Genomic DNA, 19,446 nt, shown 5'->3' with positions numbered 1-19,446 from the left:
GTTAGTCGACGTATTCGCATTAGGAGATTCTCATGTCTAGCATCGGGCACGACGTAGCCGCGGACCACGCGCACGACGACCACGCGCACGAAATGCCGCACGGCTGGCGTCGCTGGCTGTTCGCCACCAACCACAAGGACATCGGTACGCTGTACCTGTTGTTCTCGTTCATCATGTTCCTGTCGGGCGGCGTGATGGCGCTCGCCATCCGGGCCGAGCTGTTCGAACCGGGCCTGCAGATCATGCGTCCGGAGTTCTTCAACGAACTCACGACGATGCACGGCCTGATCATGGTGTTCGGCGCGATCATGCCGGCGTTCGTCGGCTTCGCGAACTGGATGATTCCGCTGCAGATCGGCGCGTCCGACATGGCGTTCGCGCGGATGAACAACTTCAGCTTCTGGCTGCTGCCGGTCGCGGCCGTGCTGCTGGTCGGTTCGTTCTTCGCGCCGGGCGGCGCGACGGCCGCCGGCTGGACGCTGTACGCGCCGCTGTCGACGCAGATGGGCCCGGGCATGGACTTCGCGATCTTCGCGGTTCACATCATGGGCGCATCGTCGATCATGGGCGGGATCAACATCGTCGTGACGATCCTGAACATGCGCGCACCGGGCATGACGCTGATGAAGATGCCGATGTTCGCGTGGACGTGGCTGATCACGGCTTACCTGCTGATCGCCGTGATGCCGGTTCTGGCAGGCGCGATCACGATGGTGCTGTTCGACCGCCACTTCGGCACGTCGTTCTTCAACGCGGCAGGCGGCGGCGACCCGGTGATGTACCAGCACATCTTCTGGTTCTTCGGCCACCCCGAGGTGTACATCATGATTCTGCCGGCGTTCGGGATCGTGTCGCAGGTGATCCCGGCGTTCGCACGCAAGACGCTGTTCGGCTATAGCTCGATGGTGTACGCGACGGCTTCGATCGCGATCCTGTCGTTCATGGTCTGGGCGCACCACATGTTCGCCACGGGCATGCCGGTGACCGGCCAGCTGTTCTTCATGTACGCGACGATGCTGATCGCGGTGCCGACGGGCGTGAAGGTGTTCAACTGGCTCGCGACGATGTGGCGCGGCTCGATGACGTTCGAAACCCCGATGCTGTTCGCGATCGGCTTCCTGTTCGTGTTCACGTTCGGCGGCCTCACGGGCCTGATGCTCGCGATGGCGCCGCTCGACATCCAGTATCACGGGACCTACTTCGTGGTGGCGCACTTCCACTACGTGCTGGTGGCCGGCTCATTGTTCGCGCTGTTCTCGGGCTGGTACTACTGGGCGCCGAAGTGGACGGGCTGGATGTACAACGAGACGCGCGGCAAGATCCACTTCTGGGCGTCGATGATCTTCTTCAACCTGACGTTCTTCCCGATGCACTTCGTCGGTCTCGCAGGCATGCCGCGTCGCTACGCGGACTACCCGGCGCAGTTCACGGACTTCAACCAGGTGGCGACGATCGGCGCATTCGGCTTCGGCCTCGCGCAGGTGTACTTCCTGTTCGCGGTCGCGCTGCCGGCCTACCGTGGCGGCGGCGAGCTGGAAAAGGCGTCGGACAAGCCGTGGGATGGCGCGGAAGGCCTCGAGTGGACGGTGCCGAGCCCGGCTCCCTTCCACACGTTCGAGCAACCGCCGCACGTCGAGTAAGTTTCACCGTGCGTTCCGCCGCTGCCTGCCGCGCAGGCAGGCGCGGCGGGCGCCGAACCGAAGTTTCAGATGAACCGGAATCCACAACAAAGACGAACGCCCGAGCAGATCCGCGCGGGCAACAAGCGGCTCGGCCTCACCCTGCTCGTCATCGCCGCCGTTTTTTTTGTGGGTGTCGTGATCAAGCAGTGGTGGCTGTCCACTCACTGATGCAGCAACAGACGCAGTAGCGAGGAAGTTGTCGTATGTCGAAGCCGGAAGAGGGCGCCGTCGATCGCGCGTTCAATCGTTCGATGCTGGTGAAGCTCTTCGTCGTGGCCGGGCTGATGTTCGGTTTCGGCTTCGCGCTGATCCCGATGTATCGGGCGATCTGCCAGATCACCGGCATCAACAACCTGGTGCAGCGCGATGTCAGCGAGCGCGAGGTGAAGAACTCGCAGGTCGACTATAGCCGCACGGTGTCGGTCGAGTTCGATGCGAACGCGCGCGGCCCGCTCGGTTTCAAGCCGGAGCACAACAGTCTCGACGTGCATCCGGGCGAGCTGATGACGATCGTGTACGACGTGACGAACGGGCAGGGCCGGCCGGTCGTTGCGCAGGCGATTCCGAGCTACGCGCCGAAGCAGGCGACGGAGTTCTTCAAGAAGATCGAGTGCTTTTGCTTTACGCAGCAGACGCTGGCCGCGAACGAGTCGCGCAAGATGCCGGTGGTGTTCGTGATCGATCCGAAACTGCCGAAGGACGTTAAGACGATCACGCTGTCGTACACGTTCTTCGAGCTGAATACGCCGGCCACGCCGGCGCCCGCGCCGGGCAAGACCGCGGCGCAGGGCGCGGCGAAGCCGGACGCATGACGACGGAGGCGGAGCGATGACGGAGGGCAAGCGGGGCGGGTCGTTCGGCCAGGCGCTGAAAGCGGTGTTGTGGTCGTTTTTCGGGGTGCGCAAGCGGCGTGACCTGGAGGCCGACGCGACGCAGCTGAATCCGCTGCACGTGCTGATCGTCGCGTTGTTGGCAGCCGGTTTGTTCATCGGCGTGCTGATCCTGGTCGTGCGTGCCGTCGTGGGCTGAAGCCCGCGGCCACGAAAGAAGAATGCAGTGCGCGGCGCCACGGCGGCGCGTGCAGGAAGGAGCGGTGGTGGTCACGCCGCGCAAGAAATAAAGCCGGAGCGGTTTCCGGTACACAAATTGGACAGAAGTGGAGAATCAAGCATGAGCGGTCAAAACCAGACCCCGTACTATTTCGTGCCGCATCCGTCGCACCATCCGATCAGTGCGGCCATCGGCCTGCTGGTCATGCTCGGATCGGCGGCGCTGTGGATCAACGGTCACGACTGGGCGCCGTTTACGGCGCTGCTCGGCCTGCTGTGGTTGCTCTTCACGCTGTATCACTGGTTCGGCGACGCGATCGCCGAATCGGAAGGCGGTCATTACGGCAAGAACGTCGACAAATCGTACCGCTGGAGCATGAGCTGGTTCATCTTCTCGGAAGTCATGTTCTTCGGCGCGTTCTTCGGCGCGCTGTTCTATGCGCGTGAAATCGCGCTGCACCAGCTCGGCAGCCTCGACTACAAGCTGATCTGGCCGGATTTCTCCGCCGTGTGGCCGAACGAAGGCCCCGCCGCGCTCGCCGGTCACTTCAAGACGATGGGCCCGTGGCCGATCCCGACGCTGAACACCGCATTCCTGCTGTCGTCGGGCGTGACGCTGACGATCTCGCACCACGCGCTGCGTGACGATCATCGCAAGAAGGCGATCGCCTGGCTGGCCGCGACGCTCGCGTTCGGTATCTGCTTCCTGTTCCTGCAGGGCTTCGAGTACTACCACGCGTACAACGAACTGAACCTGACGCTGAACTCGGGCGTGTACGGTTCGACGTTCTTCCTGCTGACCGGCTTCCACGGCTTCCACGTGTTCCTCGGCGGCACGATGCTCGCGGTGGTGCTGGTGCGGATGATCCGCGGTCACTTCAAGCCCGATCACCACTTCGCATTCGAAGGCGCCGCGTGGTACTGGCACTTCGTCGACGTCGTCTGGCTCGGCCTGTACGTCGTCGTCTACTGGCTGTAAATGGAACAACGGCCCGCGCAGCAATGCGCGGGCCGTTTTCATTGGGTCGGCCGGGCAGCGTGACTGCCGGCCTTCACCCCTCGGGCGCCGCCGCGACTCAGTCAGGCGGCGCTTTTGCTTGGTGCCGCGGCCGTGCGGCGAAATGTCACAGCGGCGGCGGCGGCGAATCGATCAACGCCCGATCGGCAGGCCGGTCGAATGGATCCAGCCCATCGCGTTCGCGATCAGGATGAGCAGGAACAGCGACACCGACAGCCCGACGCGGGTGGCGAGCGACCAGACCATGCGTTTCGTGTGGCCGCGGTCGTGCATCATGAAGTAGAGCGCCGAGCCCATGCTGGCAATGATGAGGACGAAGGCGATGGGAACGAGTATGTGCATGACACGAACCGGACGACGGCAATTCGAAAGGAAGAGGATAATTATCGCACTTCGCTTGTCAGCAGGTGCCGGGCGGGCCGCATGATGAAGATCCGCTGGCTGCCCGCGCTGCTGATCCTCGTCGTCGTCGCGGTCACGATCCGTCTCGGTTTCTGGCAGCGCGACCGCGCGCACCAGAAGGAAGCGCTGCAGGCGAGCATCGCGCGCTACGAGCAGGCGCCGCCCGTCGACGTCGGCGCGCGGCCGATGCCGCTCGCGTCGATCGAGTTCCATCGCGTGCGTGCGACAGGCCGCTTCCTGCCCGAGCAGGCCGTGTTCCTCGACAATCGGCCGTATAACGACCAGCCGGGTTTTTACGTCGTGATGCCGTTTAAACTCACGGGCGGCGGCGTCGTGCTCGTGAATCGCGGCTGGCTGCCGCGCAATATCGCCGATCGCACGGCGATCGAGCCGTTCGCGACGCCCGCGGGCGACGTCGAGATCGTGGGCATCGCGCGCGCCGACGCGTCGCGGGCGTTCGAGCTCGGCGAAGGCGGGTCGGCGGCGCACCAGAAGATCCGGCAGAACCTGGACGTCGCCGCGTATGCGAAGGAAACGGGGCTGCCGCTGCAGCCGTTCGTGATCCAGCAGACGAGCGACGACGGCGACAAGCTCGTGCGTGACTGGCCGGCGGCGACGACCGGCGTCGAGCGCAATTACGGTTACATGTTTCAGTGGTGGGCGATGGCGGCGGCCGCGCTCGGCTTCGGCCTGTACGCTGCGCGGCGTGCGGCGAAGAAGTCGGCCGGCGCATGAGCGCCATGCCAGGACGCGGCGCTCGCGCCGCGGGTTCGTTTCGAGAGGTCTGATTTGTCCATGCAATCTCCCCGTCAGGGTTCGGCCGCTGCGCCGATGTCGCCGGCGGCCCGCAAGCGCGGCCGCTGGATGCTCGTGCTGCTGGGTCTCGTGTGCGCCGCGCCGATGATCGCGTCGTACTTCACCTATTACGTGATCAAGCCGAAGGGCGGCTCGACCAACTACGGCACGCTGATCGAGCCGCAGCGCCCGATCCCCGCGGATCTGCAGGTGACCGACGAAACCGGCAAGACCGTGCCGCTGTCGTCGCTGCGCGGCGTGTGGCTGTTCGTGATGACCGACAGCAGCGCGTGCGACGAGGCCTGCGCGAAGAAGCTCTATTTCATGCGCCAGATCCGCGTCACGCAGGCGGGCGAGCGGCACCGGCTCACGATGGTGTGGCTGCGCAGCGATGCGGGCGCGATGCCGCAGAAGGTGCTGGACGCGTACCCCGACACGCGCCGGCTCGTCGCCGATCCGGCCGCGGTGGCCGCGTGGCTGCCGGCCGACGCCGGCACGAAGGACAGCGACCACCTCTACATGGTCGATCCGAACGGCAACCTGATGATGCGTTTCCCGAAGGATCCGAACCCCGGCAAGATCAAGGCGGACGTGACGAAGCTGCTGAAGTGGTCGAGCATCGGCTAACGCAACACGAGAGGCATTGAACCGATGGCGTATCTACTGCAACTCGGCCTGATCGGCTTCTGCATCGCGCTGCTGCCGCTGTCGTACGTGTGGGTGAAGGCCGACGACAACAAGTTTCGCAAGCTGGTGTGGATCACCACCTTCCTGACGCTCGACCTGGTGATGTTCGGCGGCTTCACGCGGCTGACCGATTCGGGGCTCGGCTGCCCGGACTGGCCCGGCTGCTACGGCACGTCGTCGCCGTTCATCGCGCATGCCGCGATCACGGCCGCGCACCAGGCGATGCCGACGGGCCCCGTCAGCATGTCGAAGGCGTGGATCGAGATGATCCACCGCTATTTCGCGATGGCGATCGGCGTGCTGATCATCGCGCAGGTCGTGATCGCGTGGTCCGCGCGGCTGCGCCGCCGCCCGCTGCACGTGTCGCCGTGGTGGCCGACGAGCCTGCTGCTGCTGATCCTCGTGCAGGGCGCGTTCGGCGCGTGGACGGTCACGATGAAGCTGCAGCCGGTGATCGTCACGATCCACCTGCTGCTCGGCCTCACGCTGCTCGGCACGCTCGGCTGGCTCGCGGCGCGGCAGACGCCGCTGCCGTCGCATGACCCCGAAGCCGGCCGCTATCGCGCGGCCGCGCTCGCGGCGCTCGTGCTGCTGGTCGTGCAGATCGCGCTCGGCGGCTGGGTGAGCACCAACTACGCGGTGCTCGCGTGCACCGACTTCCCGACCTGCAACGGCCAGTGGATCCCGCCGATGGACTTCCAGCACGGCTTCCACCTGTGGCGCGCGCTCGGGATGACGAAGGACGGCGAGGCGATCACGCAGGACGCGCTGGTCGCGATCCACTGGACGCACCGCACGTTTGCGTTCGTGGTGGTCGCCTACCTGGTCGCGTTCGCGCTGAAGATGCGCCGCTTCGAGTCGCTGCGGCGGCCCGCGAACGGCGTGCTGCTGGTGGTCCTGCTGCAGTTCGTGACGGGCCTGACCAACATCGTGCTGCAGTGGCCGCTGCCGGTCGCCGTCGCGCACAACGGCGGGGCCGCGATCCTGCTGCTGCTCGTCGTCATGTTAAACTTTCGCATCCTTTCAAGCCGCCCCGGCCGTGTCGCGCAGCCTGTGCGCGACGCCGCCCCGGCGTGACCGCCCCCATGCAAAGCACCCTCTCCCAATCGCCCGGTAGCCGGTTTTCGCAGTACATGGCATTGACGAAGCCGCGTGTCACGCAGCTCGCGGTGTTCTGCGCGGTGATCGGCATGTTCCTCGCGACGCCGGGCATGGTGCCGTGGCACGTGCTGATCGGCGGTACGGTCGGCATCTGGCTGCTGGCCGGCGCCGCGTTCGCGATCAACTGCCTCGTCGAACAGAAGATCGACGCGATGATGCGCCGCACCGCGTGGCGCCCGTCCGCGCGCGGCGAGATCACGACCCCGCAGATCCTGCTGTTCTCGGCCGTGCTCGGCAGCGTCGGCGCATGGACGCTCTATACGTTCACGAACCCGCTGACGATGTGGCTGACGATCGCCACCTTCGTCGGCTACGCGGTGATCTACACGCTGCTGCTCAAGCCGATGACGCCGCAGAACATCGTGATCGGCGGCGCATCGGGCGCGATGCCGCCGGCGCTCGGCTGGGCCGCGGTCACCGGCGCGGTGCCGGGCGACGCGTGGATCCTCGTGCTGATCATCTTCGTGTGGACGCCGCCGCATTTCTGGGTGCTCGCGCTGTATCGCCGCAAGGATTACGAGAACGCGGGGCTGCCGATGCTGCCCGTCACGCACGGCGAGAAGTTCACGCGGCTGCACATCCTGCTGTACACGGTGATCCTGTTCGCGGTCACGCTGATGCCGTTCATCTCCGGGATGAGCGGGGCCGTCTACCTGACGAGCGCGGTGCTGCTCGGCGCGGTGTTCCTCGCGTATGCGTGGAAGATCCATCGCGACTACTCGGACGAACTCGCCCGCAAGGCCTTCCGATACTCGATCGTCTACCTGTCGCTGCTGTTCGCCGCGCTGCTCGTCGATCACTATGCACGCCCGCTGCTCGGCGTGTAACCGCACGGTTTGAACGCAATGCTCCAATCACGGTTCGGGCGCCGCGCGCGCCAAGGCTGGATGCTCGCATGCGCATTCACGGCAGCGCTGCTGCTCGCCGGATGCGACAACGCGCCGAAATTCCAGAATCTCGACATCACCGGCAACACGCAGTTCGGCAGCGACTTCTCGCTGCCCGATACGGCCGGCAAGGTACGCACGCTCGCCGACTTCAAGGGTAAGGCCGTCGTGATGTTCTTCGGCTATACGCACTGTCCGGACGTGTGCCCGACGACGATGGCCGAGTTGTCCGAAGCGCTGAAGCAGCTCGGGCCCGATGCCGCGAAGCGCGTGCAGGTGCTGTTCGTCACCGTCGACCCGGAGCGTGACACGCCGGCGCTGCTCGGCCAGTACGTGCCCGCGTTCGATCCGTCGTTCATCGGCCTGCGGCCGGCCGACGAAGCGGCACTCAAGAAGGTCACGAAGGATTTCCGCGTGTACTACGCGAAGGTGCCCGGCAAGACGCCCGGCAGCTACACGATGGATCACACGGCCGCGAGCTACGTGTTCGACCGCGACGGCAAGCTGCGCCTGTTCGTGCGCGATGGCCAGGGCCCCGGCCCGTGGGTCCACGACCTGAAGCTGCTGGTCGACTGACCAGTAGCCGCCGGGCGCCCGGCCCGGCGATCACGTGACGGCCGCCTCGCGCCGTCACGTTTTCCCTCTCTCTTCGTTGTTTGCATGCGCCGCCCGTCGGGCGGCGTGTCGGCCTGCGCGCGTATCGTGCAGATGTCGCGCAGGCGTCGCGTTACGGCAGCGCGGGCACGTTGAAGCCGGATGCGGCACGCGTGATCCGGAATTCCGTCACGCGATACGTGGCGAGCCCCTCGATGACGAACGGATCGGTCTTCAGGATCGCGTCCAGCTCGTCGCGATCGATGCGGGCCGCGAGGATCACGCCGCCTTCGCGCGGCACCTTCGGCCCCGCTGCGATGAAGATGCCCTTGTCGAATTGCGGCTGCAGGAATGCGCGATGGCGTTCGAGCGCGTCGTCGATGCGCTCGAGCGATGCGGTGTAGTGAATGTCGATGACGTACATGGGTGGCCCTCGGAATGGCGCCGGCTCTTCGTGTGCCGGCTAGCCGGTCTTTTTAGCACAGGGGATGCGGACTGTCGCGCCGGCGGTCGCGGTGCGGCGCGGGGCGCGGGCGGCCTGTCGATCGCCGGTTCGCGGCGCCGGCCGTATTCAAGTTGTAAGCCTCGGTGCCGTAAATGAATGGGCAAGCGTTTGCGCGCGGCGGGCCGTTCGCGCGCAGCGTGCGCATCGACATCGACAGAGGCACGCAGATGAGCAGAATGAGTTTGAACCGCAAGCTGTGGCTCGCGCTTGCGCTGGTATGGATCGGTCTCCTGGGCGTCGGCGCATGGAGCGCATACGAGACGCGCGCGACGATGCTCGCCGAACGCAAGGCAGGCATCGCGAATCTCGTCGATTCGGCGGCCGGCATCGTGAAGGCGTACCACGCACTCGCGCAGAGCGGTACGCTGCCGGAGGCCGACGCGAAGCGCGACGCGCTCGCGAGCCTCGCCGCGATGCGCTACGGCGATTCGGGCTACGTGTTCGTGATGGACTCGAAGCCGGTCGTGCTGATGCATCCGACGCTACCGAAGCTCGTCAACACGCAGGTCGGCGACTATCTCGACCCGGACGGCAAACCGCTGTTCGTCACGATCCTGAACGCCGCGAAGGAAACCGGCAGCGGCTTCGCTGAGTACCGCGGGCGCCTGCCGCACAGCGAGACCGCCGTGCCGAAGATCAGCTACGTCACGCGATTTACGCCGTGGGACTGGAACATCTCGAGCGGCGTGTTCCTGAAGGACATCGACACCATCTACTACCGGACGCTGCTCGGCCACCTCGCGGTCGTGTTCGTGATCGGCTTCGTGATCAGCGTGGCGATGCTGGTGATCATCCGCAACGTGCGCAGCAGCCTCGGCGGCGAGCCCGACGAAGCGGCCGCGCTCGCGACGCGCATCGCGCAGGGCGACCTGACGCAGCCGGTGCCCGTGCGGGCGGGCGACCGCACGAGCATGATGGCCGCGATGCACGACATGCAGGCACGGCTGCAGGCGACGATCGGCGGGATTCGCCAGTCGGCCGGATCGATCGCGTCGGCGAGCCGCCAGATCTCGGCCGGCAACGACGACCTGTCGCAGCGCACCGAGGAGCAGGCCGCCTCGCTGGAAGAAACCGCCGCGAGCATGGAGCAGCTGACCGCAACCGTGAAGCAGAACGCCGACAACGCGCGGCAGGCGAGCGGGCTCGCGAACAGCGCGTCGGAGATCGCGCGCACGGGGAGCGACGTCGTGAACCGCGTGATCGGCACGATGGGCCAGATCGACGACAGCTCGCGCAAGATCGCCGACATCATCGGCGTGATCGAAGGCATCGCGTTCCAGACCAACATCCTCGCGCTGAACGCGGCGGTCGAAGCCGCGCGCGCCGGCGAGCAGGGCCGCGGCTTCGCGGTGGTCGCGGGCGAAGTGCGTTCGCTCGCGCAGCGCAGCGCGACGGCGTCGAAGGAGATCCGCGAGCTGATCGTCGACTCGGTCGAGCGCGTGCGCAACGGGTCGACGCTGGTCGGCCAGGCCGGCACGACGATGGGCGAGATCCTGCAGGCCGTCGCGCGCGTGACCGACATCATGGGCGAGATCGCGGCGGCATCCGAGGAGCAGGCGAGCGGCATCACGCAGGTCGGGCGCGCGGTCACGCAGATGGACCAGGTGACGCAGCAGAACGCGGCGCTCGTCGAGGAGGCCGCTGCGGCCGCCGCGTCGCTACAGGAACAGGCCGCGAGACTGCGCGATACGGTCGGCGCGTTCCGGGTCGGCGGGCAGATGGGCGAGCCTGCATTCGAAACGAAGGCGGCCGACCGGGCGGCGGTGGCGTAACGCGCTCGGGCCGATGCGCAACTCGCACAAATGCAACTAACGGCCGAGTCGCGCCACCCCTGCCAGCACCGCTGCGGTGCATACCCATATGAGCGGGATGTATTTCACTTCCCGCCGATCCTGTGACACCATTTGCCCCTTCCTGCGAGTCGGGGCATACCCGTATCGCGCCCCATTTTCAGTCATCCAGTAAGCAAGAAAGCGAGAAACAGATGAAGCGTCGCAGTCTCCTGAAGGTATTTTCCGTGCTGGCCACCGGTGCAGCGCTGACGCTGTCGGCAGGCGCGCACGCCGAAGACAAGGTGATCAAGGTCGGCACGGTCGCCGGCCCGGATTCGGAAGTGTGGCAGCTCGTGCAGAAGGTCGCGAAGGAGAAGGAAGGCCTGAACGTGAAGGTCATCGAGTTCAACGACTACGTGCAGCCGAACGCGGCGCTCGACTCGGGCGACCTCGACGCGAACAGCTTCCAGCACCAGCCCTACCTCGACAGCCAGGTGAAGCAGCGCGGCTACAAGCTCGTCAGCGCGGGCCTGACCTACATCTCGCCGATGGGCGTGTACTCGAAGAAGTTCAAGGCGCTGAAGGACCTGCCGCAAGGCGCGAAGGTCGCGGTGCCGAACGATCCGTCGAACGAGAACCGCGCGCTGCTGCTGCTGCAGACGCAGGGCCTGATCAAGCTGAAGACGGGCGCCGGCACGGGCGGCAACAACGCGACGGTGCTCGACATCGCCGACAACCCGAAGAAGCTGAAGATCTCCGAACTCGACGCCGCGCAACTGCCGCGCGTGCTGTCGGACGTCGACGCAGCCGTGGTCAACACGAACTACGCGCTCGCCGCGAACCTGCAGCCGACCAAGGACGCAATCGCGCTCGAATCGCTGACGAGCCCGTACGCGAACCTGATCGCCGTGCGCGCGAAGGACAAGGATCAGCCGTGGGTGAAGAAGCTGGTCAAGGCGTACCAGTCGCCGGAAGTGAAGGAATTCATCAAGAAGCAGTTCAAGGGCTCGATGGTCGCGTCGTTCTGAGCGACGCACACCGGTCGGACCGCTGAAACGAAAGGGCCTGCATCGCGCAGGCCCTTTTTCATTGGTGCGGCCGCCACGCAACGGTGCGACGGCGACCGGCGTTTAGCGCCGGCTCACATCTCGCCGCGCCGCGAGCAGATCGACATGATCTGCTGGATCGCATAGTTGTCTCGCACGCCCGGCAGTGACTGCACGACGCACTCGTGAAAACGCCGCTCGCGCGGCAGCAGCATCGCGTTGTTGCGATACAGCGCGTCGCACGAGCGCTGGATCAGCTGCGCCGCCGCGCCGTTGCGGCTTTCGCGCAGCGCATTGAGCATGCAGTCGTCGTATTGCGCATAGCCGTCGGTCAGCGCGAATGCCGCGCCCGGCGGCGCCAGCGCGATGGCCGCGAATGCGATGGCTCGGATCGCCCGATTCATGTGCTCTCCAATGGCGTGGATTGGGTCGGTCGACAGCATAACGTAAAGCGGCGATGACGGCCGACGGGTTGTGCCGAGGTCGGGTACGAAGCGGGCCTGCCCCGTGTGGCCTTATCGGTGGTGCGACGCGCAACGCAAGAGGCGTCGATGCTTCACCGGCGCGAAAGAAGGACTGAAGTGGAATGTCGTGCGCCAACCGAGGAAATATAAAAACAAAATTATCTAAAAAATTTTCCGGGCAGGCGAGGCGATATATGGGAATGTCGTTGTCATTTGTTAGACGGTATCGATTGATTTCCCGTCACGTGTTTCCGTCACGCCGGATCCAGGCATGCCGAACGTTCGGCGAGGTCGGATCGCCGTAGCTCAGATCTTGCGATAAATCCTAGTGGAATGGTCGTTTTATTTGTCTGAACAAACGAATTCGCCATCTGAATGAGACAACTTTAGTACTTGTCCGATTATTTTTGGATCCACTTCCATACTTTGTCAGATGGCGGGCCATCGGCGGAAAATAAATAATGATGCCTGAATCGCGCCCCGTCAATTTAAATACAAGTTCATGAAATGATGAATGCGCGTTTCATATCGTCAATAACCGTTTTTTGAGATCAACATAATGAAACTCGCAACTAGCACCAAAGTCATTTCGATGCTTCTGGCCGTAGCGGGCCTCGGTCTGATGTCGGCCGCCCACGCGGCAGACGGCACGATCACGTTCACCGGCAACGTAACCGCGGCAACCTGCAAGATCGACGGTGCCGCGGCAGGCACCACGTCGAACAAGGCAGTTGCCCTGCCGACGGTCAGTACCGGCGCGCTGAACGCGGCCGGCTCGGTAGCTGGCCGCACCGCCTTCGGTTTCAAGCTGACGGGTTGCGCGGTGGATACCGCCGAGTCGAAGGGCAACCCCACCAAGGTCCAGGTTACGTTCGAGAACGCCACGAACGTGACGGCCGACGGCAAGCTGTCGCTCGACAAGGGCACGGCCGAGGCGCCTGCGGCGACGAACGTCGTGCTGCAGATCCTCAACGACCAGCAAAACGTGATCAAGGTCGGCGCGAACGCACCGGACCAGAACTCGCAGGTCGTCTCGATCGGCTCGGACGGTTCCGCCCAGCTGAACTTCTTTGCCGAGTACCTGGCGACGGGCGCGGCAGTAGGCGGTTCGGCGAATTCGAAGGTTCAGTACACGGTCGCCTACGAGTAAGTCTTGCGCTTACCCGAAGGCCCGCCCGCCGGCGGGCCTGGCGGCGGGCTTCGCACGCCGCCACTCCGATCCGCCAGTCGGCCACAACGATTAGAAATCCGCCCGAGTCATCATGAATGCCATCATCAAATCGCTCCAGGCCATCGCACTGGCCACCGTCCTGATCGCTTCGCAAGCCAGCGCGAGCGTCGTGATTTCGGCGACCCGCGTCATCTTTCCGGGCGGCGAGCGCGAGGTGACGATCAAGCTGTCGAACGAAGGTTCGGCGCCGGCATTGGTCCAGGCCTGGATCGACAAGGGCGACGCGAACGCATCGCCTGACACCATCGACGCGCCGTTCGTGCTCACGCCCGCGATGTTCCGCCTGGAGCCGAACAAGGGGCAAACCCTGCGGTTGATGTATACGAGCGAGCCGCTTCCCGCCGACAAGGAATCGCTTTTCTGGCTCAACGTGCTGGAAATTCCGCCGAAGGTTGCGTCGAGCGACGCTCACAACCAGCTTCAGGTCGCGTTCCGGACGCGCGTCAAGATCATGTTTCGCCCGCAAGGTCTGCCGGGCAAGGCACACGACGCGCCGGCGCAGATTCGCTGGCAGATCGAGCGCGGCCAGGCGGGCCGCTATACGTTGAAGGCGAGCAACCCGACGCCTTACGTCGTCAATATCGGCAGCGTCCAACTCCGATCGGGCGCACATCAATACGACGCCGGTGCGGGCTATATCCTGCCCGGCGGCACGCAGGAATTTCCCGTTGCGGATCTCAAGGCTCCGCCGGCGCCGGACGCGAAAGTACGGTTCGGCAGCATCAACGACTGGGGTGCGTCGACCAACAACGAGCTACCCGTTGCGATGCGGTAGTGCCGGCCGGGCTGCGGCCTGCCAGGGCCATTGGCCAGCCGGCTGACGCGGCATTCACGTCCACGTACGTTCGCCGATTCAACGGCAGCCTGCGTCGATTCAACGTCAGATTTCACCTCCGGATCGACACCGCTTTCCGCGTGTGCTGAGCGGCAGCGCCAATGCTCTCGCATTCGAATCCAGTTCACTATCAATAGGAGTCCTGCGGAATGACCCCGTCGATCCGACATCCTCGCCCGGACGTAACCTGCCTGCCTCGGCTCAAACCGATGTGCATGCTGGTGCTGTCCTGCCTCGCCGCGTGGTCGGCTGACGGCCGCGCGGACGCCGGCAATTCCGCGCCTGGCGATTCGATGACGATGCAGGTCGCGCAGGTCGACCTCGCACAGACGCAGTTCGCGCAGGTTCAGTTCGACCCGGATTTCGTGAACAATGGCAACGGCCGTGCGATCGACATCAAGCACTTCGAGCGCGGCAACTTCACCGCGCCGGGCACGTATGGCGTCGACCTCGTCGTCGGCCAGGACTGGGTAGGCCGTTACGACATCGCGTTCAAGGCCGCGCCGGACACGCCGGAAGCTCAGCCCTGCTTCGACGAGAAGGTCTTGCGCCGGATCGGCATCGACTTCGCCAGGCTGCCCGCGGACGTCGCGGCGGCGATCACGGCCAAGGGCGAATGCCTGCGTATCGGTCAGATCGTGCCCGAGGCGAGCGCGTCGTTCGATTTCAACGAACAGCGCCTGGCGCTCAGCATCCCGCAGGCATCGCTGGCGCACCGCGCGCGCGGCTACGTCAGCCCCGATCAATGGAACGACGGCGTGCCCGTCGGCATGCTCGACTACAACCTGAACGTCTACAGCGCGAAGGTCAAGGGCAGCCGCGCGGACACGCAGGGCTATCTCGGGCTGAACGGCGGCGTCAACGTCGGCAACTGGCATTTCCGTCACAACGGTTCGTACGCGTGGTCCGAGCGTGGTGGCGGCAGCTATCAGGATATTGCGACCTACCTGCAGCGGGATCTGCCGTCGCTGTCTTCGCAGCTCGTGATCGGCGAGACGTTCACGTCCGGCGAGTTGTTCGACTCGACGCAGTTCCGGGGCGTGCGGCTGTCGAGCGACGACCGGATGCTGCCCGACTCGCTGCGCGGTTATGCGCCGGTCGTGCGCGGCGTCGCGAACTCGAACGCCAAGGTGACGATTCGCCAGAACGGCGTGACGCTGTACGAAACGACCGTTTCGCCAGGGCCGTTCGAGATCGGCGACCTGTATCCGACCGGCTATGGCGGCGACCTGCGCGTGTCCGTCACCGAGGCGGATGGGTCGGTGCACACGTTTTCCGTGCCCTATGCGTCGGTCCCGCTGTCGCTGCGCCCCGGCATCCAGCGCTACAGCTTCGTCGCGGGTGCGCTGCGCAGCCAGCAGAACACCAGCAACCCGCTGTTCGCGCAGCTCACCTACCAGCGCGGCTTGACGAACCTGCTGACCGCCTATGGCGGCCTCACGGTCGCGGCGGGTTACGCGTCGGCCATGGCGGGCGGCGCGTTCAATACGCGATTCGGCGCGGTCGGCGTCGACTTCACGCAGGCCACCACGTCGATTCCCGGCGTGAAACGCTTCAGCGGATCGAGCCTGCGGGTCAGCTATTCGAAGTCCGTCGCACCGACCGGCACCGACGTGTCGATCGCCGCGTATCGCTATTCGACGAACGGCTATTTCAACCTCAACGACGCGATGAGCGCGCGCGATGCGGTCCGCATGGGCTATTCCGTGGATACCGTCGGGCGGCAGCGCAATCGCGCGTCGCTGATGGTCAGCCAGCGTCTCGGCGAGAAGGGCGGGCAGCTGAGCGTGACCGCGTCGGCGTCGAACTACTGGAATCGCGCGGGCTCGGACGTCAACTACTCCGTCGGGTACAACAACGCGTTCAGGAACGTGTCGTACAGCCTGTCGGCGACACGCCAGCGCGGCCAGGGCAACCAGGCGAGCACGCTGTACTACGCGAGCGTGTCGATTCCGCTCGGCAAGTCCAGCCCGATGATGCTGACGGGCAACATGACGCGCGATACCGAGGGCCGCACGCAGCTGCAGTCGATGCTGTCGGGCTCGCTCGGCGTGGACAACGACTTGTCGTACAGCCTTGCCGCGAACCACACGAATGGGCAGGGCAATGCGAGCACCGACGGCAGCGGCAGCCTCACGTACCGCGCGCGCTTCGCCGAGTTCAATCTCAGCGCCGGCGGCAGTTCGAACTATCAGCAGGGTTCGATCGGCATTCGCGGCGCGGCGGTCGCCCACCCGGGTGGCATCACGTTGTCGCAGCCGCTGTCGGAGACCTTCGGCATCGTCGAGGCGAAAGGTGCGGAAGGCGCGCGCGTCACGAATGCGTCCGGTGTGCGGGTCGACAGCCGCGGCTATGCGGTCGTGCCTTACCTCACGCCGTACAACATGAATACCGTCGAGCTCGACCCGAAGGGCATCTCGATGGACGTCGAGTTGAAGGAAACCAGCCAGCAGGTCGCGCCGCGCGCCGGCGCCGTCCCGCTGCTCAAGTTCGACACCGACACCGGGCGCGCGGCCGTGATCCAGGCGACTCGGTCCGACGGCACGCCGCTGCCGTTCGGTGCGGCGGTCAGCGACGAAACGGGCAAGAGCCTCGGCGTCGTCGGTCAGGCGAGCAGGATCTTCGCACGCGGCCTGAAGGACAAGGGCGAACTCACGGTGAAGTGGGGCGACGATGGCGTGTCGGGCTGCCGCATCGCGTACGACCTGCCGGTCCGGCAAGGGCGCAACAAGGCCCGGGCCTTCGAGCAGTTCAAGGGTGTTTGTGCGGCGAAGACGAGCGCGGCGCGTTGATGCCGTCGAGACGCGCCGCTATCCATTTATCGGACCGGGCCGGCTTCATGGCTCGCCGGAAGTCGACGCACCGGCAGTCGGTCAAAACCAGACAGGAACGTATATGAAGTGGACAAATGCAGGCGCCGACGGCGTCACGCGACGGTCGTCGAGGCGTGCCACGGCGGCGGCGAGGTTTGCGCGCCTTTTGATGCTGTGCCCGCTGCTCTGGTCCGGGTATGCCTTTGCCACTTGCGAACTGAGCAGCCATGCGTCAAGCATTTCGCCGTCACTCCCGGCTACGCTCAGCGTGGCACAGGACGGAACGCTTCTCGGCACTCAATTTCCATCGTCCACGATTGGGTTAGCGATGGTTGCACGGGTCGCCAACAGCGTCGGTACGGTATGCATGTATGACGAGTACGTCGTCAGCCCGGCTGGTGTGCTCATCCCGAATGTGACATACAAAACGAGCACCGGCGCAGTCGCTGCCGTTTTCGAATCGGGAATACCTGGCGTGGGATACGCAGTGGAGGTTGCGGACTATTCAGGCGGGGCATGGGTTGCGATCGGCGCGGACGCTACGTCGGTACCGATCCCTCCAATCGATAAAAGCCTGCTTAACGCAAAGGTGACGTATGTTTCTGTCGGGCCTCTCGCGACGGGCTCCTATACATCCAGAAGGCAGGTGCTCTTCAATTTCCGCTTGAAGTACAAGGGGAATTTGCTGCCGGGCAGCAGTGCGTCGACGCCGTTGAGCGCGACGAGCATGACCGTCACGGCCAGAACGTGCAAGATCACGTCCGGCACGTCCAGAACGGTGACGCTGCCTAGCCTCTATTCCGGCAGCCTGAAAGCGGTCGGCGATGTCGCTACGGCGAAGTCGGCGCCATTCTCGTTCGATCTGCGGTGCGATGCGGACCTGAGCATTTACGCGACCCTGAGCGACGTGACGAATCCCGCGAATACGAGCAACGTGCTGAGCCTTGGCCGTGGGTCGGGGGCTTCGGGCATCGGGATTCAGATCCTGAAAAAAGGGTCCGATACGCCGTTGCGTTTTGGTCCCGACTCGTCGGCCAAGGGCAATACGAACCAGTGGCTGGTCGGACGCTCCACCACGGCCAACACGATGATCCAGGTGCCGTTCGAGGCGAGATATGTCAAGACGGCCGAGAAGATTACGCCGGGCATCGTGGAAGCACTCGGCACGATCACGTTCTCTTATCAGTAGCGCGGAATCGGTCGCCCGGCGCCGCGATCCGGCGTGGCGCGTGAAAGTATGGCGTCAGGCGGTGGTCTGCGGAAATGGTATCCTCGTGCGTTCGCCGCTGCACGCTTTCCCGGAGCGTGCGCGGGCCGCTCGCCAGCACGTCGTACGCATGGCGGCGCCCGCCCGACGGCGGCGGGAATCCATCATCCAGAACCGACACAATACGGGGGAGACACACCCATGAAGCGTTTCAAGACTTTCGCGATCCGTTCGATCACGGCCGGCGTGGCTGCACTCGCGCTGGCCGGTGCCGCGCACGCCCAGACCGTCAAGGTGCTGTCGATCGTCGATCACCCGGCGCTCGATGCGATCCGCGACGGCGTGCGCGCCGAGCTGAAGGCGGAAGGTTACGGCGACGACAAGCTCAAGTGGGAATACCAGAGCGCGCAGGGCAACACGGGTACGGCCGCGCAGATCGCGCGCAAGTTCGTCGGCGACCAGCCCGACGTGATCGTCGCGATCGCGACGCCGGCCGCGCAGGCGGTGGTCGCGTCGACCAAGAGCGTGCCGGTCGTCTATTCGGGCGTGACCGATCCGGTTGCCGCGCAGCTCGTGAAGGGCTGGGGCCCGTCGGGCACCAACGTGACGGGCGTATCCGACAAGCTGCCGCTCGATCGCCAGGTCGCGCTGATCAAGCGCGTCGTGCCGAATGCGAAGACGGTCGGGATGGTCTACAACCCGGGCGAGGCGAACTCGGTCGTCGTCGTGAAGGAACTCAAGGAGATCCTCGCGAAGCAGGGGATGACGCTGAAGGAAGCGGCCGCGCCGCGTACCGTCGACATCGGCCCGGCCGCGAAGAGCCTGATCGGCAAGGTCGACGTGATCTACACGAACACCGACAACAACGTCGTGTCCGCGTACGAAGCGCTCGTGAAGGTCGCGAACGAAGCGAAGATCCCGCTCGTCGCCGGCGACACCGACAGCGTGAAGCGCGGCGGCATCGCGGCGCTCGGCATCAACTACGGCGACCTCGGCCGTCAGACGGGCAAGGTCGTCGCGCGCATCCTGAAGGGCGAGAAGCCGGGCGCGATCGCATCGGAAACGAGCAGCAACCTCGAATTGTTCGCGAACACGGGCGCGGCCGCGAAGCAGGGTGTGACGCTGTCGCCGGATCTGCTCAAGGACGCGAAGACGGTCATCAAGTAAGCCGCGGCCCGACCGCCGCGCTTGCAGGCCCGATCCGGGCCTGAACGACACCGCCGGACGGGCGGCTCCCACCCGGGGCCGCCCGTCCGCTTCGCCCGGCCGTACACGTCCGGCCGGGAAGCAACAGGATT

20 protein-coding genes are annotated in these 19,446 nt (G+C 65.2%); 17 read left to right on the top strand and 3 right to left on the bottom strand.

All coding sequences use genetic code 11. The annotated features are described in order from the left end of the window. Window positions 1–32: 32 nt before the first annotated feature. The 5 genes from ctaD to CFB45_RS16010 all read left to right on the top strand — a co-directional run bounded on the left by ctaD (window position 33) and on the right by CFB45_RS16010 (window position 3,710). Window positions 33–1,640, top strand: coding sequence for a cytochrome c oxidase subunit I (gene ctaD, locus CFB45_RS16030; RefSeq protein WP_069248929.1), 1,608 nt, complete (start codon window positions 33–35; stop codon window positions 1,638–1,640). Between the two features lie 69 nt (window positions 1,641–1,709). After that, window positions 1,710–1,850, top strand: coding sequence for a cytochrome oxidase small assembly protein (locus tag CFB45_RS39025; RefSeq protein ID WP_017334314.1), 141 nt, complete (start codon window positions 1,710–1,712; stop codon window positions 1,848–1,850). A gap of 35 nt (window positions 1,851–1,885) precedes the next feature. Continuing rightward, window positions 1,886–2,494, top strand: a complete 609-nt coding sequence (locus CFB45_RS16020; protein ID WP_089426388.1) for a cytochrome c oxidase assembly protein — start codon at window positions 1,886–1,888, stop codon at window positions 2,492–2,494. 16 nt (window positions 2,495–2,510) lie between these two features. Beyond that, window positions 2,511–2,711: a DUF2970 domain-containing protein gene (locus CFB45_RS16015; protein ID WP_089426387.1), complete on the top strand. Its 201-nt coding sequence runs from the start codon at window positions 2,511–2,513 to the stop codon at window positions 2,709–2,711. 141 nt (window positions 2,712–2,852) lie between these two features. Next, entirely contained in the window at window positions 2,853–3,710 is an 858-nt protein-coding gene (locus tag CFB45_RS16010) for a cytochrome c oxidase subunit 3 (RefSeq protein ID WP_059233128.1), read from the top strand. 171 nt (window positions 3,711–3,881) lie between these two features. Here CFB45_RS16010 and CFB45_RS16005 read toward each other — a convergent pair whose 3' ends face one another. Further along, window positions 3,882–4,091: a twin transmembrane helix small protein gene (locus CFB45_RS16005; RefSeq protein WP_089426386.1), complete on the bottom strand. Its 210-nt coding sequence runs from the start codon at window positions 4,089–4,091 to the stop codon at window positions 3,882–3,884. Between the two features lie 84 nt (window positions 4,092–4,175). Here CFB45_RS16005 and CFB45_RS16000 point away from each other — a divergent pair, with 84 nt between their 5' ends. Genes CFB45_RS16000 through CFB45_RS15980 form a run of 5 tightly spaced genes read left to right on the top strand, consistent with a single transcriptional unit; the run spans window position 4,176 to window position 8,257 of the window. After that, a complete protein-coding gene (locus CFB45_RS16000; protein ID WP_256978254.1) occupies window positions 4,176–4,886 on the top strand; it encodes an SURF1 family protein in 711 nt (236 codons plus the stop codon). Window positions 4,887–4,946: 60 nt separating this feature from the next. Then, complete coding sequence (locus CFB45_RS15995) at window positions 4,947–5,573, top strand: SCO family protein (RefSeq protein WP_089426384.1); 627 nt, start codon at window positions 4,947–4,949, stop codon at window positions 5,571–5,573. A gap of 24 nt (window positions 5,574–5,597) precedes the next feature. Further along, complete coding sequence (locus tag CFB45_RS15990; RefSeq protein ID WP_069248923.1) at window positions 5,598–6,710, top strand: COX15/CtaA family protein; 1,113 nt, start codon at window positions 5,598–5,600, stop codon at window positions 6,708–6,710. Between the two features lie 8 nt (window positions 6,711–6,718). Continuing rightward, window positions 6,719–7,621, top strand: coding sequence for a heme o synthase (cyoE, locus tag CFB45_RS15985; protein WP_006477738.1), 903 nt, complete (start codon window positions 6,719–6,721; stop codon window positions 7,619–7,621). An 18-nt stretch (window positions 7,622–7,639) separates the two neighbouring features. After that, window positions 7,640–8,257: an SCO family protein gene (locus tag CFB45_RS15980; RefSeq protein WP_043187233.1), complete on the top strand. Its 618-nt coding sequence runs from the start codon at window positions 7,640–7,642 to the stop codon at window positions 8,255–8,257. A 151-nt stretch (window positions 8,258–8,408) separates the two neighbouring features. On the opposite strand, the gene CFB45_RS15975 is transcribed toward CFB45_RS15980, so the two are convergent. After that, window positions 8,409–8,699, bottom strand: coding sequence for a YciI family protein (locus CFB45_RS15975; RefSeq protein WP_069248921.1), 291 nt, complete (start codon window positions 8,697–8,699; stop codon window positions 8,409–8,411). Window positions 8,700–8,947: 248 nt separating this feature from the next. Here CFB45_RS15975 and CFB45_RS15970 point away from each other — a divergent pair, with 248 nt between their 5' ends. Both CFB45_RS15970 and CFB45_RS15965 read left to right on the top strand, forming a co-directional pair. Beyond that, window positions 8,948–10,552 carry a methyl-accepting chemotaxis protein gene (locus CFB45_RS15970; protein ID WP_089426659.1) on the top strand — a complete coding sequence of 535 codons (1,605 nt, stop codon included), beginning with the start codon at window positions 8,948–8,950 and terminating at the stop codon, window positions 10,550–10,552. 212 nt (window positions 10,553–10,764) lie between these two features. Continuing rightward, window positions 10,765–11,580: a MetQ/NlpA family ABC transporter substrate-binding protein gene (locus tag CFB45_RS15965; protein ID WP_089426383.1), complete on the top strand. Its 816-nt coding sequence runs from the start codon at window positions 10,765–10,767 to the stop codon at window positions 11,578–11,580. A gap of 113 nt (window positions 11,581–11,693) precedes the next feature. Here CFB45_RS15965 and CFB45_RS15960 read toward each other — a convergent pair whose 3' ends face one another. Further along, a complete protein-coding gene (locus CFB45_RS15960) occupies window positions 11,694–12,002 on the bottom strand; it encodes a VF_A0006 family four-cysteine protein (RefSeq protein ID WP_089426382.1) in 309 nt (102 codons plus the stop codon). Window positions 12,003–12,621: 619 nt separating this feature from the next. Between CFB45_RS15960 and CFB45_RS15955 the strand changes: the two genes are divergently transcribed. From CFB45_RS15955 to CFB45_RS15935, 5 genes are all read left to right on the top strand, one after another. Continuing rightward, window positions 12,622–13,212 (top strand): fimbrial protein, encoded by a 591-nt coding sequence (locus CFB45_RS15955; RefSeq protein ID WP_089426381.1) that lies wholly within the window; start codon window positions 12,622–12,624, stop codon window positions 13,210–13,212. A gap of 112 nt (window positions 13,213–13,324) precedes the next feature. Further along, window positions 13,325–14,068: a fimbrial biogenesis chaperone gene (locus tag CFB45_RS15950; RefSeq protein ID WP_089426380.1), complete on the top strand. Its 744-nt coding sequence runs from the start codon at window positions 13,325–13,327 to the stop codon at window positions 14,066–14,068. Window positions 14,069–14,277: 209 nt separating this feature from the next. Beyond that, window positions 14,278–16,920 carry a fimbria/pilus outer membrane usher protein gene (locus CFB45_RS15945; RefSeq protein WP_089426379.1) on the top strand — a complete coding sequence of 881 codons (2,643 nt, stop codon included), beginning with the start codon at window positions 14,278–14,280 and terminating at the stop codon, window positions 16,918–16,920. Between the two features lie 103 nt (window positions 16,921–17,023). Then, complete coding sequence (locus CFB45_RS15940) at window positions 17,024–18,130, top strand: fimbrial protein (RefSeq protein WP_089426378.1); 1,107 nt, start codon at window positions 17,024–17,026, stop codon at window positions 18,128–18,130. A 219-nt stretch (window positions 18,131–18,349) separates the two neighbouring features. Further along, window positions 18,350–19,315 (top strand): ABC transporter substrate-binding protein, encoded by a 966-nt coding sequence (locus tag CFB45_RS15935; protein ID WP_011353263.1) that lies wholly within the window; start codon window positions 18,350–18,352, stop codon window positions 19,313–19,315. Window positions 19,316–19,446 lie beyond the last annotated feature (131 nt).

The sequence above is a fragment of the Burkholderia sp. HI2500 genome (assembly GCF_002223055.1).
Classification (GTDB): Bacteria; Pseudomonadota; Gammaproteobacteria; order Burkholderiales; family Burkholderiaceae; genus Burkholderia.
Note: the sequence above shows the minus strand (reverse complement) of the source record. Positions and strands in the feature narration are given on the sequence as shown.

Coding starts and splice junctions, on each gene's coding strand:
- ctaD (WP_069248929.1), top strand. CDS start 33: ATGTCTAGCATCGGGCACGACGTAGCCGCGGACCACGCGCACGACGAC.
- CFB45_RS39025 (WP_017334314.1), top strand. CDS start 1,710: ATGAACCGGAATCCACAACAAAGACGAACGCCCGAGCAGATCCGCGCG.
- CFB45_RS16020 (WP_089426388.1), top strand. CDS start 1,886: ATGTCGAAGCCGGAAGAGGGCGCCGTCGATCGCGCGTTCAATCGTTCG.
- CFB45_RS16015 (WP_089426387.1), top strand. CDS start 2,511: ATGACGGAGGGCAAGCGGGGCGGGTCGTTCGGCCAGGCGCTGAAAGCG.
- CFB45_RS16010 (WP_059233128.1), top strand. CDS start 2,853: ATGAGCGGTCAAAACCAGACCCCGTACTATTTCGTGCCGCATCCGTCG.
- CFB45_RS16005 (WP_089426386.1), bottom strand. CDS start 4,091: ATGCACATACTCGTTCCCATCGCCTTCGTCCTCATCATTGCCAGCATG.
- CFB45_RS16000 (WP_256978254.1), top strand. CDS start 4,176: ATGAAGATCCGCTGGCTGCCCGCGCTGCTGATCCTCGTCGTCGTCGCG.
- CFB45_RS15995 (WP_089426384.1), top strand. CDS start 4,947: ATGCAATCTCCCCGTCAGGGTTCGGCCGCTGCGCCGATGTCGCCGGCG.
- CFB45_RS15990 (WP_069248923.1), top strand. CDS start 5,598: ATGGCGTATCTACTGCAACTCGGCCTGATCGGCTTCTGCATCGCGCTG.
- cyoE (WP_006477738.1), top strand. CDS start 6,719: ATGCAAAGCACCCTCTCCCAATCGCCCGGTAGCCGGTTTTCGCAGTAC.
- CFB45_RS15980 (WP_043187233.1), top strand. CDS start 7,640: ATGCTCCAATCACGGTTCGGGCGCCGCGCGCGCCAAGGCTGGATGCTC.
- CFB45_RS15975 (WP_069248921.1), bottom strand. CDS start 8,699: ATGTACGTCATCGACATTCACTACACCGCATCGCTCGAGCGCATCGAC.
- CFB45_RS15970 (WP_089426659.1), top strand. CDS start 8,948: ATGAGCAGAATGAGTTTGAACCGCAAGCTGTGGCTCGCGCTTGCGCTG.
- CFB45_RS15965 (WP_089426383.1), top strand. CDS start 10,765: ATGAAGCGTCGCAGTCTCCTGAAGGTATTTTCCGTGCTGGCCACCGGT.
- CFB45_RS15960 (WP_089426382.1), bottom strand. CDS start 12,002: ATGAATCGGGCGATCCGAGCCATCGCATTCGCGGCCATCGCGCTGGCG.
- CFB45_RS15955 (WP_089426381.1), top strand. CDS start 12,622: ATGAAACTCGCAACTAGCACCAAAGTCATTTCGATGCTTCTGGCCGTA.
- CFB45_RS15950 (WP_089426380.1), top strand. CDS start 13,325: ATGAATGCCATCATCAAATCGCTCCAGGCCATCGCACTGGCCACCGTC.
- CFB45_RS15945 (WP_089426379.1), top strand. CDS start 14,278: ATGACCCCGTCGATCCGACATCCTCGCCCGGACGTAACCTGCCTGCCT.
- CFB45_RS15940 (WP_089426378.1), top strand. CDS start 17,024: ATGAAGTGGACAAATGCAGGCGCCGACGGCGTCACGCGACGGTCGTCG.
- CFB45_RS15935 (WP_011353263.1), top strand. CDS start 18,350: ATGAAGCGTTTCAAGACTTTCGCGATCCGTTCGATCACGGCCGGCGTG.